This window comes from Sphingobacterium sp. UBA1498 (assembly GCF_002325125.1).
GTDB lineage: Bacteria > Bacteroidota > Bacteroidia > Sphingobacteriales > Sphingobacteriaceae > Sphingobacterium.
Genome location: NZ_DCRG01000032.1, coordinates 155,441 through 170,851, shown reverse-complemented (window position 1 = coordinate 170,851; position 15,411 = coordinate 155,441). Strand labels below are relative to the sequence as shown.

The following is a 15,411-nucleotide window of genomic DNA, read 5'->3' as shown; positions in this document are numbered from 1 at the left end:
ACTCATTTGCCCCAATTAACTTTAAAGGCTAATTGGGGCTCTGTTCCAGAATAGAATTTACTAGATAGATATATGAGTTATTTAACTAAGCTTTGTCGCCCATGCTTCACGTAGATTGCCAATATGTTATTAAAAACAGAATAAGCATGCAGGATTTAAATAGCGGTAATATTGATAGTATTTTTAAAGATTTTTAGGAAATTCGTCCTTCCACCAAGTGAAGCGCCAATCATCAGCTTCTTCTTCGGTCAACAAACACGCTTCCAACTCCTGAAGGTATTTATCCTTCTCCAAATGTTGTCCTATAAAAACTAATTCATTTTTTCGGTCCTCCCATTCTGGATGCCAACGCTTTAATAAATCAGCTCTTATTTCAGAATAAATCGGATATTGATAACGCATTTCTTCTGGCATACTACTCCACCAAGAGCCCGCACTCTCTAAACGGACACTTCCACCGGCCTGGCTAAAACTAATTGCCGTATCGGGTCTTGACGCTAACCAAAAAAGGCCCTTTGCGCGGATTATATTATGGGGATAATGCTCATTTAAATAGCGATGTAACCGCTGTGGATGAAAGGGCCGCTGCGAACGAAAGACAAATGATGAAATTCCATACTCTTCTGTTTCGGGAACATGATCTGCCTCAAGCTCCTTTAACCAACCTGCTGATGCAGATGCTTCTTCAAAATCGAACCTATCAGTACCCATAATTTCTGTGGGATCGACCTGTCCAAATTGAGTTCTTATTAGCTTGGCCCCAGGATTGAGTTTACCAATAGCTGCTTCTAAAGTTCCTATTGTTTCCTCTGATACAAGATCTGCTTTGTTTAAAACAATAACATTTGCAAACTCTATTTGATCTGTCAATAGATTCACAATTGTCCTATTATCCATATCATCATCAGCCAATTTCCTATCCAACAAAGTGTCTGCACTACCAAAATCCTTAGAGAAATTGAAACAATCTACCACAGTGACCATTGTATCAATATAACTAAAAGATGAAAGATCAATCCCATTATTAGGATCAACGTAACTAAATGTTTGAGCAACAGGAATCGGCTCGGATATCCCTGTACTTTCAATTAGGAGATAATCAAACCGATTTTCTTTTGCTAAGCGCTCAACCTCAATCATCAAATCTTCCCTTAACGTGCAACAGATGCATCCGTTACTCATTTCAACAAGTTTTTCCTCCGTACGGGAAAGAACATTTTCACGCTCAACAGACTGTGCATCTATATTTACTTCACTCATATCATTTACGATCACGGCAACCTTTTTACCTTCCTTGTTATGCAACACGTGATTTAACAATGATGTTTTGCCAGCACCTAAGAAGCCACTTAAGACTGTAACCGGTAATTTATTTTCCATTTTGATCAAAATTAATTTTTACTTGTATGCTCCTCTAAATCAGCAACTACTTTCATCCAGTCTTTGATATTCTCAAGATGTTCTTTCCCGTAATTAGCTACAAAACGTTGCGTTTCGGTATTTGAATAGTCGTTATAGATAGCTAACCGGCTTTTGACAAAATCTACCGTTAATGGAATACCACATTTCTTTTCGATACACCATTTCCAGTCTTCAAAGTTTTTAGGAATTATATTCATTGTCTTCTATTTATAAACAAAAGTACTTACAATAATCCACAAAAGCAATTTAGTTGCATTTAAAAAATAATAGAGCGATGCTTGTCTATAAAATTCACGAGTCTCTATCTAAGGGGATATGGATTATGCACGAAAACAAAACTCATTCGCACGTTTTGTAAAACGTCAATGGCGTAGAGGATTGATATTTTTGCAGTATTACTTACAACATAAAAATAGAACCCAATAAACAAAAACTATTCACCATGCTAAAATCAACTCTTAAATCGTTATTGATCTATTCTCCCCTGCTATCACTCATCTCCTGCAGCAAAGAAAAAGAAATAATAACAAACAACAGCTCTTTAGAACTGATATTCGATAATCGGGTTGGTAACGAGGATTTTGCTATCAATAAGACCTATAACATCGATGGAAAAAACTACACATTTGACAGCTTTAGATACTGGATCAGCAATATAAAGCTAGAGGCTCTGGACGGCTCATGGTATGAAGTTCCAAATGCATATTACCTGATTGAAGAAACTAGCGAGGTAGCAGTACAGGAAGGGCAATATACCTACCCCGCCAATAAGCGGGAAAGTATCACATTAAATAACATTCCAAAAAACACCTATAAATCCATATCGTTTGCTGTAGGGGTAGATGAAAAACGCAACAACAACCTCAGCGATGCAATTGGTGAATTGTCAGCCATGAAAGGTATGACCAACGTATCCTGGATGTGGCATACGAGCTATATATTTAGTAGTCTCAAAGGAATGGTTGTCGATAAGACATCCAAGGTACTCAAAATTGAGACTGGACTGAACGAAAACTACCGGACAATCACCGTGAAAAAGGATATAAACCTTGCGAAAGACGGCAAAGAAATAATAAAATTTGAGGGTGATGTAGCCACTATTCTTCAGGCAGTAGACAGCTGGAATAATCCTGCTGTGGCAGCATCAACTCCAGAGCTGATGGAAAAAGCAGCAGAGGCCTTCAAAAACAACTTCTTCAAATTAAAATAAAATGACTTTTACAATCAAAAAATTATTCGCCGTAGCACTTACAGCCTCAACCCTATTTATGGGGTGTTCAAAAGACGAAAAAACAACCGAATCTCCACATGAACCTGAGTCAATCTGTATACTCCAAGACTACTCGTCCAAATGGTATATGGGTGACCGGGAAGGAAAATTAGTAACAACCAAGTTTAAGAACGATGCCGATAACCGAATAATCATCGGTTCAGTCGACAGCAATCCTATGTCATTCGAGTACTATAATGATAAAATTATCATAAAATATTTTGTTTTTGAAGAACCTTATGTATCTATCGATGAATACAAACTCAATAACAAGGGCCTCGCGGTAAGTATGACCCGAAAAATGCACTCTTATAAAGATACGGAATTAAAGACCTATATGGAGCTAAGTTTTGACTATGATCAGAATGATCAACTCAAAGCTATCAAAGAAGGGGACAAACAGGTATTGCTTACCTACCAAAATGGAAACTTGGTCAATGTGTCTGACGGAATAGCCGGAGGAAGCTTTTCGTTGACGTACAATACGGAGAAGCCGTACACAGCCAATCCCCTATTTACCTTATCTCCGTTTTATCATATTCAGACATTGATCAACCGAATACCACAACCCGTCAACCAGACTTCTCCGTGGGGAATTCTGTATGCCGGTGGTTACCTTGGCAAACAGGTGAAAAATCAAATCAAAAGTATTGGATCTTATCATTTTGAATACACAACTGATCAGGATAACAAAATTTTGCACCTGAAAGAAATTAATATGCAAGAAAGCATCGATTCAACCGTGTACAATTTCAATTACCTGTGCAAATAGAAATATAAGTACTACGTTTTTTTATGGTCTTTTAAAAGAAGACCCAATTCAAAAATGCCACTAGGATACCATAGAAACGAAAAAAGCCTTTTCCATGAATCGGGAAAAGGCTTTGATGAGCTTCATCTATAAATATCACTGTTTGCGCCGAAACTCTTCGGGGCTAACACCTTTCTTAGCTTTAAAGAATGTAATAAAATACGGTACATTATCAAACCCGAGCTCAAAAGCTATTTCCTTTACCGTCTTGAAAGTGTGATAAAGTAAACGCTCTGCTTCGAGCACAATCCTTTCGCGAATCATATTTCCAGAGCTTGCCGACCGTTTTTCTCTGCAGATACGGTTGAGGTAATTGACAGATATGTTGAGCCGGTCAGCATAAAATGATGGAAAGCGGCTCACTTTATAATGTTCATTCACTAATGATTCGAAAAGACTGATCTTCTCTTCCTTTTCATCCATTTTAGTGGAAACTGAATCATTTGCCATATTGCGACCCAACATCTGTAAAAGGATGCTCAAATAATTGCGCAAGACATCTTTTGATCCTACTCTTAGGGAATGAAATTCCTCCTGCATCAATTTCACCAGATGTCTGCATCGATATATCTCATCTTCCCCCAACAAAAAACCGTTTATCGCATTAATCTTCAGAAAATTGAAATACTGAAGTGTGTCGGTATTATATCGCTGCATAAAAAACGTTTCCGTAAAAAGTATTACACAACCTTCAACCGATGCGTTGTGCTGGAAACTACACACGCAATTGGAATTGAGGCTAATAATCTCATTGGGCTCAACAGTACAAATTGTTTTGTCGGCTACCATTAGAAGGCTGCCCTGCGTCAACAAGAGCAGACTGAAAAATGAGCGTGAATGCAGTGTATTCTGGTTACCTTTAGCATGTAAAAATTGGGCTATTGGGATAATCACAATTCCGCTGGAAGAGGAATCAATATCTTCTAATCTTAAAAAATCTAGTTTTTCTTTTCGTATAACCATTGTCTCATATTTAATGTAAAAAATAAATAGGCAAAAGGCTATACGATAGGAGGTTTAAATATGGAAGTGCTTACACCGGGGCATACCGGCATAGCATTCGGGTTGTAATAAGAGATGGTAAGAACTTCAACAACAGGGCAATAGAGGTAGAAATTTGCGGTATACTGCGCAATGACCAACGTTTCTATACCCTTCATTTTGACGTGTACATCATTGGCGTGCTGCTCCTGAGTTGACTTTTCACTGAGATAACAGAAACCTTTGCAGGTGGCTGCAGGCATATACCGATAGACACATAAATTTTGTTCAATATAACTCCGGTTAGCCTCAAAACCTATGTACACCCACAACAGATTTGTTGACTGTAGGCAAATAGCCCAAGCCATCATGGTACAAAACAACAATCTGATTTTGTGGGTTTTCATAGGTCGATTTATTTCGAAGCGCTATTACGTTCTCTTAAATATTCCAAAATAGCTCTGGCTTCCTCCTGCTGTAGTCCTAAGCTAATCATCGGTGAACTGAAATCTTTGCTCAGGGCTATTGCATCGGCATCTTTTTCAAGCATAGTGGCAGGATCCAACATCATGTTCATAATCCATTCTGGCGTACGCCGCTTCACCACACCATCCAACGATGGCCCCACTAAAGTGCGTTCAAAATTGTGGCACATAGCACATTTGGAAACAAAGAGCTCTACACCTTTATTGGCTAGCTTTGCATCAAATGGTTTGTGTTCGATAGCGGTAACAGGCCCTACTCCTTTGGACCCATCTGATTTGAAGTCCAACATTGCTGCTTCTGTTGATGCTACAGGTTGGTTTGCTGCTGTACTGCTGCTGCTTTCTTTCTTCTTGTCTCCATTCCCACCGCAGGCGATCATTCCGATGATACCGAGACAGGAAAGAATTACGTTGATTCGTTTGTTCATCTCTCTTTTATGTTATGGTGATTAAAAACTATAGGAAATATGCGTAAGCCAGCGGCCGCCCGATTTAGCGCGGCTGTCGGCAAGATCCTGGGACAATAAGGTCTGATAGTTGGCTCCGACGCTAATTTTACCCATATTGACTTCGACACCGCCTATTCCAGCCAGGCTATAGCCTCCTGACTGAGCCACATCATAACGTGCCATGGTGACATCCTTAGGCTGTGTCTCGTACCCCACCCCTAAGTTGGGCGATAGGCGGACTTTATCTTTTATATTGAATTTGTAGTATAGCAATGAATTGACAGAAAATTTGTTACCATACCGGTAATCGTATTTGTTCTCTGTATTCATCTTATAACTAACATTGGTATTGAGTCCCAAATCCATTATGCGGATATCATAAGCCAGATTTAGCATAAAATCTGTACTGGCTGTACCCAGCTGAAAATTGTTGGGCTCATCCTGACTGGCTGATGAACGTTGGGAATTGTCATACTTACCTGTCGGCGCTTTGATTCCCGCACCTACCCAAAGGGAATGGTTGAACATTTTGTTTGACCTCGTTCCTCCCATCTCTTCAAACACTTTGTAATAGCCATAGACTACCACATCGCCAAGGCCATTCATCTTCCCCATATCGCCACTTCCAGGGATCTTACGCTCATTGAAATTGTAGGGAACAATCGCCATAACCCGCCAGCGGCTCCCAAAGTTCCATGCTCCCCAGAGTTCCATCGTCTGATAGGTCTCGTCGGCACTGAGTGGTGTACGGCTGCCTGTAGGTCCCAAGTGGGTCTGTAAAGTTTTATATTGGTAACGTACCCCCACAAAACGCTTATTAAACTGTGGCAGGATGCCCAAGTAATAGCTGCCTACGCCACAGCCACAGATATCACATGCCCAAGACGATAAGGGAAATAGTGCAAGAGCAAGTATTATTATTTTTATTTTTATTCGTTTCATATTGATTTTAGTTTACCACAAAGCCCGTATTTCCAGGTTCTCCCAACATTTTGTTATTTACGAAAGAGGCATCATTTAAGGTTTTTAGGAATGCCAACAGATTGGCTTTCTCTTCATCTGACATCGAGATGCCCAAAGTACCGTCGGCTTTCCGGAATCCCGGGTCCAAGGTTTTGGAATCTACCATGCCGTTACGGTAGTGTTCTAATACCCGGTCCAAGGTCAAGAAACGGCCGTCATGCATATACGGACCTGTATAGGACAAGTTGCGCAGACTTGGTGTCTTGAATTTATAGCGATCATTATGATTCAATGTCACGGTATCTCTACCGATATCGTGGGCATGATTGGGTGATAATCCATTGTTATGGTAATCCCGATCGGTAAATAGTGGCTCAGTATGACAGCGCGAGCAGTTGTTTTGATAAAAGAGATAGCCTTTTTTTTCAGCATCTGTAAAAGAGACTCCGTTTTCCTTCCGCATGACCTGATCATACTTTGAATTGGCACTAATGGCCATTAGCATAAATTGAGACAGCGCCTTAAAGAATCGCTCGTCTGTGATACCTTCGCTACCGAAGGCTTTCTTGAATCGCTGCTGATAATCGGAATCTTTGCGCAGTTTGCTCAGCACATTGCTCACCGACTCATCCATTTCCACAGGATTGGTAATCGCATTGACAGGCGACATATCTAAATCGAAAACACCTCCATCCCAAAAGAACTCCTTTTGCCAGGCCATATTGAAAATAGGCATCGGATTTCGAATGCCCAACCTGTCGTCGATCCCATGGCTCACATCGTGGCCATGGTGGGTAAATGCTGCTGAAAGAATATGGCAGCTACCGCAGGCAATGGTATTGTTGCGGGATAGACGCGGCTCATAAAACAGTTGCCGCCCCAACTCAAATACTTCAGATGTAATGGGATTGCGTTCAAATTTATAAACGGGCTCAGGAAAATTTGCAGGACGTACAAATCCAGGGAATATATCCTCTGCAATATCATCTGCTTTATGACAGGCCCAAACCAGGCCTAAAACGAGTGCTAAGACAATAAACTTTTTCATAGTTACAGTTCAGATTCGCTTTTCACGAAGTTTTCGGTGTGATCATGTGTAAACATGGACGTAAAATTATTAGCGATGTTCTGGCTAAATTCGCTGAACATGACATTTGGATGCTGCACAATAGAAAATGTGTAAGGCCCATTGAACAGTTTCATGACATCAACGAACAAATGCACATTGCTTCGCAAGCCTTCGCGGACCTGGGCAATACCAGCCTGATCTAGATCCATCGTAATCTCTTTGATATTGTTTAGTGTGGGTGCTTTGGGGTTGTAGCCACCATAACCGCCAATATGATATTTAAATTGCTTATTACCTGTTGGGTCGCCTTGCTGGTCATCGGAAATTTTGTCACAATACCCTTCTAGTTTGAAGAAAATATAACCTTGATTCCATCCCCAATACATCCCATCATGCCCCTCATCCGGATTAAACGACAGTACGCCCTGACGGGCTTCGGTAGGCATGGTGCTGCGTGCACTATCGACACCGATAATAAATTTCACCCTATTATAGTCGCCCTCAGGAACGTCCACCTTTGCAAATCGTGTCGCTTTCTCCGAGCCCTCGATAAAAAAGTAGCTCTTTTCCTGGGGAACAACATACTCGCTGCCATCAGCTTTGTAAAGTTTTATGTTGCTGATATAATACCGCAATATCTTGATCCGAAAGGTTTCGCCCTTAGCATTTTTATAGGTACGAGGATCAAATCCCAATGTTTCATCGCCAACAATGTTGTCAAATTCGATGGAGAATACACCTTTCTTGGTCTCATCTGGTGCTGGCGCATCCTTTTTGCTGCAACCGGTAGCAAAGATGAGTGTCATTGACAGAATGAACACAGAAATACTAAATTGAATCGTTTTCATATTTTTTTTATTGTTATTTAATCCCTTTGATGTCTAACTTTGTATTAGCATACTTCGCTTCTGATAGTAGTGTTTCGTCGGTAAGACTAGTTAAAAATGCTTTGACCGCTTCTACTTCTTTGTCTGACAGGGGTATGCCCGCATTCCCATTATCTTGAAAAAGCAGCCGGTCGGTATATTTTGTGCTTTTTATCCCAAATCTGTAATGTTGTAAAACTTCATCAATGGTTGAAAAACGCCCGTCATGCATATACGGAGCGCTAACCATAATGTTGCGTAAAGAAGGCGTTTTATAAGCGCCCAAGTCTTTGCTGTCGTAGCTGATACGATACCTGCCCTTGTAGACCCAATCTTTGGAATCGTCACTAAAATCCGTATCGATTCCATTGTTATGATAATTGTTGTCGGTAAACAGTTCCGAAGAATGGCAGCCTGCGCATTTTGCCTGTACCAGCTGCATACCCAGCAGCTCTTTTTCGCTGAAAGAGACTTTTCTGTCTCCACGTTTGTAGCGGTCATATTTTGAATTGGCCGATATAATCGTCCGCTGAAATTGGGCCAGCGCCTTGACCACGCCGGCGGCCGTGGGATTTTCCCCAAATGCCTCTTTAAAAAGGCTGACATAGGATGGCTTTGCCATCAGCCGATCAACCATTTCTGGAAAATAAATTCCCATTTCATCTTCGTGGGTCAACGGTCCGAAGGCTTGTGATTCTAAATTTTTAGATCCACCGTCCCAGAAAAGTCCATTGTTGGCCCAGGCCAGATTGAACAATGCCGGAGAATGCCGATCCAGGGCTTTGCCCGAAATACCAAGATTGGAAAGGATCAGACCATCCGAGAACGCACGGTCCTGATGATGGCAGCTTGCGCAGCTTACTGTCATCGTTGAGGACAGTAAGGGTTCATAAAACAGGCGCCGTCCCAGTTCGACGCCTGCCTTTGTGAGGGGATTGTCTGGCGTTGCAGCTGGCTGGGGAAAGTTGGCCGGCACTTCCAGTACATAAGCAATATTATCTTTTGGACCAACCGGTTCTACGGCTTCCTTCTGACAGGAAAACATTAAATTGGCCACCAACAAAAAACCAAACTGAAATACCTTAATTCTTTTTGATATTGACATCCCCACTATCTTATTTTGTTTTGGATTCAGTCCCTTTGAAAACTATTGCCTTGGAAAGGAACGTATCGCGCAAGCTTTTCATTAGATCTTTTGTTGTCTGGCTGATGGTATTATTGGCCCAAGGATAAGGTGTAGTTGACAACAGTTCTTTAACATCTACATTGAAATTTATAGTAGAGGTTGAGGTGCCGCTGATTTCAATATTTTTATCAAATGCCACTTCTTTTTCAGCGCCAGTGTATAGCTCATTAGACCCGATATCCCACAACAATGCCTTTTTGTTTGGATTGCCATCCGCCCAATAGATATTTCCTTTGAGGTTCAGAAACTTGTAACTTGTAAACCACATCCATCCGTCGTCAAAGCCCATTCCATTCAGCACGCCCAGTTCACCAGTGGTCAACGAGAAGTTATCGTTATATTTAGGCTCTACACCGATCGAAAATTTGATGCTTTTATACTGCCCTACGGGAATATTTTTTAATTCGATTTCTTCTCTTTTTGTGGCTGGGTATACATCATTGGAATGATCCACGACCAATTCCTGGGTCTCCTCAACCAAATAATATGAATTGGGTACCAGTACTTCCTGTCCGGCAGCATTAATCAATTTGACATTGCTTACCCAATAGCGGAATCTATTAAAATCGAATTGAAGATTGTATGTACCACTTTCATTGGTTAGCTTGTAATCATATTTTTTGTTTAATTCAAAATCCTGATCGCCATACCTTGCATCAAACTTAAGTGTCGCTGTCCCTTGGCTATCCGTAAGAACTTCTTTGACAACTTCTTTCTCACAAGATGAAAGACCAAGACCTGCAATTGCGGTCAATAAAAAGACTAGATTTTTTTTCATTTTAATAATTTATTTTATGTTAGTTGGTTTTAAAACTATCGTAAACCTGGAAGCTATTTCAGATTAAAAAAAAAACAGCCAGAAATTACGATAATCCCTATTTTTAATTTCAATAACTATTTAGTTACCTGAACATGGTACTTGATATCGTCCTGATTTGCTTTCTTCCCGTCTTTCCACAGTTCAACGATGATTTCCCATTGGCCGGCCATGGAAAAGTTGACCTCTCCTTCATAGTAACCATTTCCAATGGCTTCGGCGTCCTTATTCCCTGATGATCCATGCCCCATCGACGGCATATTTGTTGCTAATTTGATACGATATCCATCCAGTGCAGGGAAATGGTGGTCTTCCATTTTGTTCAGCAAAAATTTGATCGGATGCTTTCCCTGCTTTAAGGTATCGGGAAGCAGATTAGATACAAATACGCGGCTATCATCCCGTGTACCGGAGCTCATCGTACGCGTTGTCTTCGCGGCGGATACGGGCAGCTTTATGGTTATGGTATCTTTTTTCCCTTCCTTCTCAAGGATGGTATACAAGTGCCAGCCTGGTCCCATATCCGGTATATCAGCCATGATAAATACCATTGGTCCCTGATACCAACCCTCGCCCAAAGCAATAGGATGTTCAAAAGGTGCCCCATGCTTCATCATTCCCATATCCATCTGTGGGTAATAGTCAAGTGATGAACTATTGTAAGGTTTGCCATCTTTGTCCTTTACCTGTAAATAAATAGTATGATATTTATTGTCAAGTTTATCATCTGCATAGACTTTAAATGTCAGACCATTGTATATGGTATCAGAGATCGAAATAAGCTCAGATTCGTTAGGAATGGCAGATGCCACGGAATCCTCGCCATCAGCCTGTTTTTTGTCGGTATTTTTAGACGAACAAGCGATCGCCGATAAGGCAATTGAAAATGCTATAGTAAATTTGAAAACTAGTTTTGATAAATTCATTAAATTATATTTGTTATCCTTTATTCAGCAAATGCTGGATATCGGTTATGATTTTTGGAATTGAATCTGTTTTTGTACCATCATACACTGCCCTGATACGAAAATCAGTATCGACAAGTGTAAAAGCGCCGCTATGGTCGAATCCTCCCGGAGCGTTCGGATCTTCCTGCGCGAACGAGAAATAACCGCCAGCACCAGCTAGCTTGTACACCTCGGCTTTCGGACCATTCAGAAAAAGCCAATTGGAAGGTGCTCCCAGCTCTGCAGCATAACGCTTCAATATATAGGGCCTGTCGTATTTAGGGTCTACCGTGTGTGATACAATGACAACGCGGGGTTCATTCACAAAGTGTTTTGCGATTTGAAGTAAATTGCGGGAAGTGACCGGACAGATCGTGGGACAACGTGTGAAAAAGAAATCTGCTAGATAGATTTTTCCATTCAATGTTTTTTTAGACACGATGGTACTGTCCTGATCAACCAATGCAAAATCAGGTATTGTATGGTATAGGGTATCTATAACCTTGGTTCCGCCCCTATCAGTTTCAGTAATCTCTCTTTCACCTAAAATGGGTAATCGATCTGAAATAGATGATGGCTTACATGTAATAAATTGGCATGCTAAAAATAAGGTCACAAATATTCCTATACGGGAATATGTGCTCATGATATCTTGATTTAATTATTTTTGACACTCGCAATTGAAAAAGCCATCTCGTTGAATAGCATATCAATTGCCACATGCGATTAAATATTTAAATCAATGGTGGATGGAAAATTGTAAAGATGGGGTTGTACGAATAATCTTGTTTGTACTCTGGATAAGACAAACGAATGTAATCTTCGTTACTTAAGGAAGAAATATCAAAAGAAAAATTGTGGGAGTTGTCAATAAAGACTACGTCAATAATACGGGATTCAAGATTTTTTTGTTCTTTCTCCTCATGTTCACGCATTTTCTTCATCAACACACATTGCCCGCGGCAGGAAAGTGCTTTTTCATTGAAGCGATTCACACATTCATTGCGTGCGATATAATCTCTATTCAATTCAAATACAGACCATAGCCATACATTTGAAAAACTCTGTAAGAGCATCAATGGCAGTAAAATCCATATGAATTGTTTCGCTTTCATGTTTAGTTAATCCGCCAAATATAAAGATGAAAGATGGAATAAGCAAACCTAATGCTTACTATCTTCAAAAAATCCGTAGAGTAATCTACCAATAAGCCATTTAACAAATAGCTAAGTTGGTCTCTTTCAATAAAAAATTTAAATCGAAAAGAGGCTGTATCATATGAAAATTGACATGTGATACAGCCTCTATGGATTTAACCAAACAAATCATGTCTGGCGCGATATACTGAAATTCTTACAGCAATTCTGCCAACTTATGCTCTAGCTCCTCGCCTCGCAGATTTTTAGCGACAATTTTACCCTGCTGATCGACCAACAGCGTAAACGGAATAGCCCGTATACCATACTGTTCGGCAGCCACACTTTTCCATCCCTTTAGGTCAGAGATCTGCGGCCATGACATCTTATGTTCGACTATGGCTTTCTTCCAAGCTTCGCTACTTTGATCCAGTGATATACCGACTATTTCGAAACCTCTGGACCTGTAACCCTTGTATGCCTCTTTCAAATGTGGCACTTCGGCAAGACATGGTGCGCACCAGCTGGCCCAAAAATCAATCAATGTGATCTTATTTTTGGAGACCTGATCCAAAAGGTCCACAACCTCCCCTTGTTCATTTGATAACTTGATATTCTGTACTGTTGCACCGATTTTTGTCTTCTTCATACTATCCACATATTTGCCGATAGCCTGTGCTATACCATTGTTAACTTTAGCTCTGCTAAAATCCTGTGTAAGGATCTCGAGTTGCTCGAGCGAATATCGCATATACTTATCTTCCAATAAAACCTTTGCGACTCCTGTTTTGATATTCTTCCGTATAAAATTAAACTCATACAGATCTTGTTCTGCCTGCAATTGTTTCATTGCCTTGTTTGCTGCTTCACGATCTGCATCGCTGGCTGTAGAATCGCTCGAAACCTCCCACAGTGGGTTAAGCATATCGCCCTGCTTCTCCTTCTCTAGCACAAAACTGTTCCACAATTCATTGTTAGCCGTACCCTTGACAGCAGAGCGCTTTTTGGGTATGATATCCGCTCGGATATTGCCATTTTCCAATATGAGATCCGTACCACCGATGTGCTGGCCTCCGCTCATGCAGACCACAAAACGCCAAACAGGCTCATCTTGCACACCTTTAAAGAGATATTTCCCTTTTGTAATCAAAGCGGTATCAAGCGGTAGCATGCCAAAGCCCTGCATTTCCACTAAAAAGACAGTATCACCTTCTTTTGCTCCCTCTACTGTTCCTTGTAAGGTATATCCTCCTTTTTTTGATGCGGCCAACATTATCAGCACCGCGGCAAATAATAAGGTTTTCGTCAAAACCCTCATCTTTTTTATCATCATTTGTTTAATTTTAAATTTAATCTTCTATTATATAATATCATTGTGCGGCCACATCCCGGACGAAACGTACGCTAAGCATAGCTTGATCGGGCTCCATACTCTCTCGGTAAACCTGCCCGCTGTTGTATAGAAGTTTACGATAAAAATAGTACTCCCCCTCTTTGGCCTCATCCTTTGTCGCTGTCCACAAAAAAGCATATGAGCCCATGAACCGGTATCCTGATGTTGCCATAACGGTGTAGGGTGTAAAATATCCACTCATCTTAATATCCAAACCACGCTCTGAACTGGTATGCTTCATCAAGTCAGCCACATGCTCTCCGCGCCAGTCCAATGCATTAGCCTGTGCAGCAGACATGCCTAACTCCTGTTCTAAGGCCTTCCAATCCTCATCTGTTGGAAGACGCCAGCCGGTTGGCACCGCCAGCTTTGCTCCTTCGATCGTATAGAGGTAACCATATCGAACCGCATTGTCTAACAACAATGGCTGTCCCTGCTCCCATCCATACGATTGGTATATGGTGCAATTCTTTCTATTACCGGTATCAAACTGCGAATTTTCAACCGTCCATTCCAATCTCCCGTAGCGGACCCAGTTATACGTTAAGCCGTCACGGCTATCGGTAAAGGTTCCTCTCCCTGTTGGTATCACCATAGGTTTCAAATTGTCCTGCTTATCCGCACAGGCTACCAAGAGCAAAGCAAGGACGATATAAATACATATCTTACAATATCTTTTCATCATTTCGTTATTATCTATTCAAATATCCTTCCTCGGTAAAAATCGTCTTCAACAACCGATACTTCTGCATGACCACTGGATACTGGGCATATTGCGCATTTACTTCCTCATCGGTACTCGTAAACACCAATTTTACATACGACTCTAAATCCTTTTCACGAGACGGAATAGAACCATATAATAAAAACAAACCTTCTATAAACCAATTTTGCACAATAAATCCGCGTTGAAGGAGTTCTCTTTTATTTTCCTCTTCTGTATAACTAACTACAGGAAACTGTGTACCGTACAACGTTTGACTGACCGCATAAAAACGCTGTGCTACGTCGTCAAGCTTTGCAACCTTATAGGCAACAGTCGTAGCAATTATCTGACTGGCCAAAACGCTCTTTTGGTTGTCCGACAATGTCGCAATACCACCAAGCGATACAGCGACACTACGCTCTCCCGCTATCGCAACTGGGTAGGATGGCATTCCTAGCACATCGATGATCTCAGTACTACTGGTTAGAAACCAAGAATAGGGTCGCAGCACGTAAGGTAGATCGGGCAATACATAATTTTTCATAAATGCAACAGACGCACGCTTCTCTTCTATACTTGGCAGGAGTAAATGCGTAAATGACTGTAGTCCGTCTACCGTACCTGCCAAAATATATCCCATATTCAAACGTTCTGTACGATATTGCTTGTCTCCATTATAATCGACGCCCAAAAATTCGTTACGCAAAGTATCATTAAATAAAAGATAGCTTTTCTCTTCGGTAAAGAATGATCTACGCATGATGGACTCTTCGTCAGTGGCAGATTCATTTGGTAGGAAATAAGCGCTCCGAGGATCTTCTTGCACCTTAAGCGGAGCCTCCTTTCGGCAAGATGTCAAACATCCTACAACGATTATTACTATAAAATAATTTAGGTTTTTCATGCTCTT

At 40.9% G+C, this 15,411-nt stretch carries 18 protein-coding genes; 2 read left to right on the top strand and 16 right to left on the bottom strand.

Going from position 1 to position 15,411, the window contains the following annotated elements; translation table 11 throughout:
- Positions 1 to 183: 183 nt before the first annotated feature.
- Positions 184 to 1,380, bottom strand: a complete 1,197-nt coding sequence (locus B3139_RS17795; protein ID WP_293884885.1) for a GTP-binding protein — start codon at positions 1,378 to 1,380, stop codon at positions 184 to 186.
- 11 nt (positions 1,381 to 1,391) lie between these two features.
- A complete protein-coding gene (locus B3139_RS17790; RefSeq protein WP_293884884.1) occupies positions 1,392 to 1,619 on the bottom strand; it encodes a hypothetical protein in 228 nt (75 codons plus the stop codon).
- Between the two features lie 245 nt (positions 1,620 to 1,864).
- On the opposite strand from B3139_RS17790, the gene B3139_RS17785 reads away from it, so the two are divergent.
- Together B3139_RS17785 and B3139_RS17780 are read left to right on the top strand one after the other, a co-directional pair.
- Complete coding sequence (locus B3139_RS17785; RefSeq protein WP_293884883.1) at positions 1,865 to 2,632, top strand: MbnP family protein; 768 nt, start codon at positions 1,865 to 1,867, stop codon at positions 2,630 to 2,632.
- Position 2,633: 1 nt separating this feature from the next.
- Positions 2,634 to 3,464, top strand: a complete 831-nt coding sequence (locus B3139_RS17780) for a DUF4595 domain-containing protein (RefSeq protein ID WP_293884882.1) — start codon at positions 2,634 to 2,636, stop codon at positions 3,462 to 3,464.
- A gap of 135 nt (positions 3,465 to 3,599) precedes the next feature.
- On the opposite strand, the gene B3139_RS17775 is transcribed toward B3139_RS17780, so the two are convergent.
- The 14 genes from B3139_RS17775 to B3139_RS17710 all read right to left on the bottom strand — a co-directional run bounded on the left by B3139_RS17775 (position 3,600) and on the right by B3139_RS17710 (position 15,405).
- Entirely contained in the window at positions 3,600 to 4,466 is an 867-nt protein-coding gene (locus B3139_RS17775) for a helix-turn-helix domain-containing protein (protein ID WP_293884881.1), read from the bottom strand.
- A 38-nt stretch (positions 4,467 to 4,504) separates the two neighbouring features.
- The gene (locus B3139_RS17770; protein WP_293884880.1) at positions 4,505 to 4,891 is read right to left on the bottom strand and encodes a hypothetical protein; all 387 of its coding nucleotides are present in this window, start codon (positions 4,889 to 4,891) and stop codon (positions 4,505 to 4,507) included.
- Positions 4,892 to 4,899: 8 nt separating this feature from the next.
- Positions 4,900 to 5,397, bottom strand: a complete 498-nt coding sequence (locus B3139_RS17765; protein ID WP_293884879.1) for a c-type cytochrome — start codon at positions 5,395 to 5,397, stop codon at positions 4,900 to 4,902.
- 21 nt (positions 5,398 to 5,418) lie between these two features.
- Positions 5,419 to 6,360, bottom strand: a complete 942-nt coding sequence (locus B3139_RS17760) for a transporter (protein WP_293884878.1) — start codon at positions 6,358 to 6,360, stop codon at positions 5,419 to 5,421.
- A gap of 7 nt (positions 6,361 to 6,367) precedes the next feature.
- Entirely contained in the window at positions 6,368 to 7,429 is a 1,062-nt protein-coding gene (locus tag B3139_RS17755) for a cytochrome-c peroxidase (RefSeq protein ID WP_293884877.1), read from the bottom strand.
- A 2-nt stretch (positions 7,430 to 7,431) separates the two neighbouring features.
- Entirely contained in the window at positions 7,432 to 8,298 is an 867-nt protein-coding gene (locus B3139_RS17750) for an MbnP family protein (RefSeq protein ID WP_293884876.1), read from the bottom strand.
- A gap of 13 nt (positions 8,299 to 8,311) precedes the next feature.
- The gene (locus tag B3139_RS17745; RefSeq protein WP_293884875.1) at positions 8,312 to 9,421 is read right to left on the bottom strand and encodes a cytochrome-c peroxidase; all 1,110 of its coding nucleotides are present in this window, start codon (positions 9,419 to 9,421) and stop codon (positions 8,312 to 8,314) included.
- Positions 9,422 to 9,431: 10 nt separating this feature from the next.
- Positions 9,432 to 10,280 (bottom strand): MbnP family protein, encoded by an 849-nt coding sequence (locus tag B3139_RS17740; protein ID WP_293884874.1) that lies wholly within the window; start codon positions 10,278 to 10,280, stop codon positions 9,432 to 9,434.
- Between the two features lie 116 nt (positions 10,281 to 10,396).
- The gene (locus tag B3139_RS17735) at positions 10,397 to 11,245 is read right to left on the bottom strand and encodes a FixH family protein (RefSeq protein WP_293884873.1); all 849 of its coding nucleotides are present in this window, start codon (positions 11,243 to 11,245) and stop codon (positions 10,397 to 10,399) included.
- A gap of 13 nt (positions 11,246 to 11,258) precedes the next feature.
- Positions 11,259 to 11,912, bottom strand: a complete 654-nt coding sequence (locus B3139_RS17730) for an SCO family protein (protein ID WP_293884872.1) — start codon at positions 11,910 to 11,912, stop codon at positions 11,259 to 11,261.
- A gap of 88 nt (positions 11,913 to 12,000) precedes the next feature.
- Entirely contained in the window at positions 12,001 to 12,381 is a 381-nt protein-coding gene (locus B3139_RS17725) for a hypothetical protein (RefSeq protein WP_293884871.1), read from the bottom strand.
- A gap of 238 nt (positions 12,382 to 12,619) precedes the next feature.
- The gene (locus tag B3139_RS17720) at positions 12,620 to 13,735 is read right to left on the bottom strand and encodes a TlpA disulfide reductase family protein (RefSeq protein ID WP_293884870.1); all 1,116 of its coding nucleotides are present in this window, start codon (positions 13,733 to 13,735) and stop codon (positions 12,620 to 12,622) included.
- Between the two features lie 37 nt (positions 13,736 to 13,772).
- Complete coding sequence (locus B3139_RS17715) at positions 13,773 to 14,480, bottom strand: fibrobacter succinogenes major paralogous domain-containing protein (RefSeq protein ID WP_293884869.1); 708 nt, start codon at positions 14,478 to 14,480, stop codon at positions 13,773 to 13,775.
- 7 nt (positions 14,481 to 14,487) lie between these two features.
- Positions 14,488 to 15,405, bottom strand: a complete 918-nt coding sequence (locus B3139_RS17710) for a hypothetical protein (protein ID WP_293884868.1) — start codon at positions 15,403 to 15,405, stop codon at positions 14,488 to 14,490.
- Positions 15,406 to 15,411: the final 6 nt, after the last annotated feature.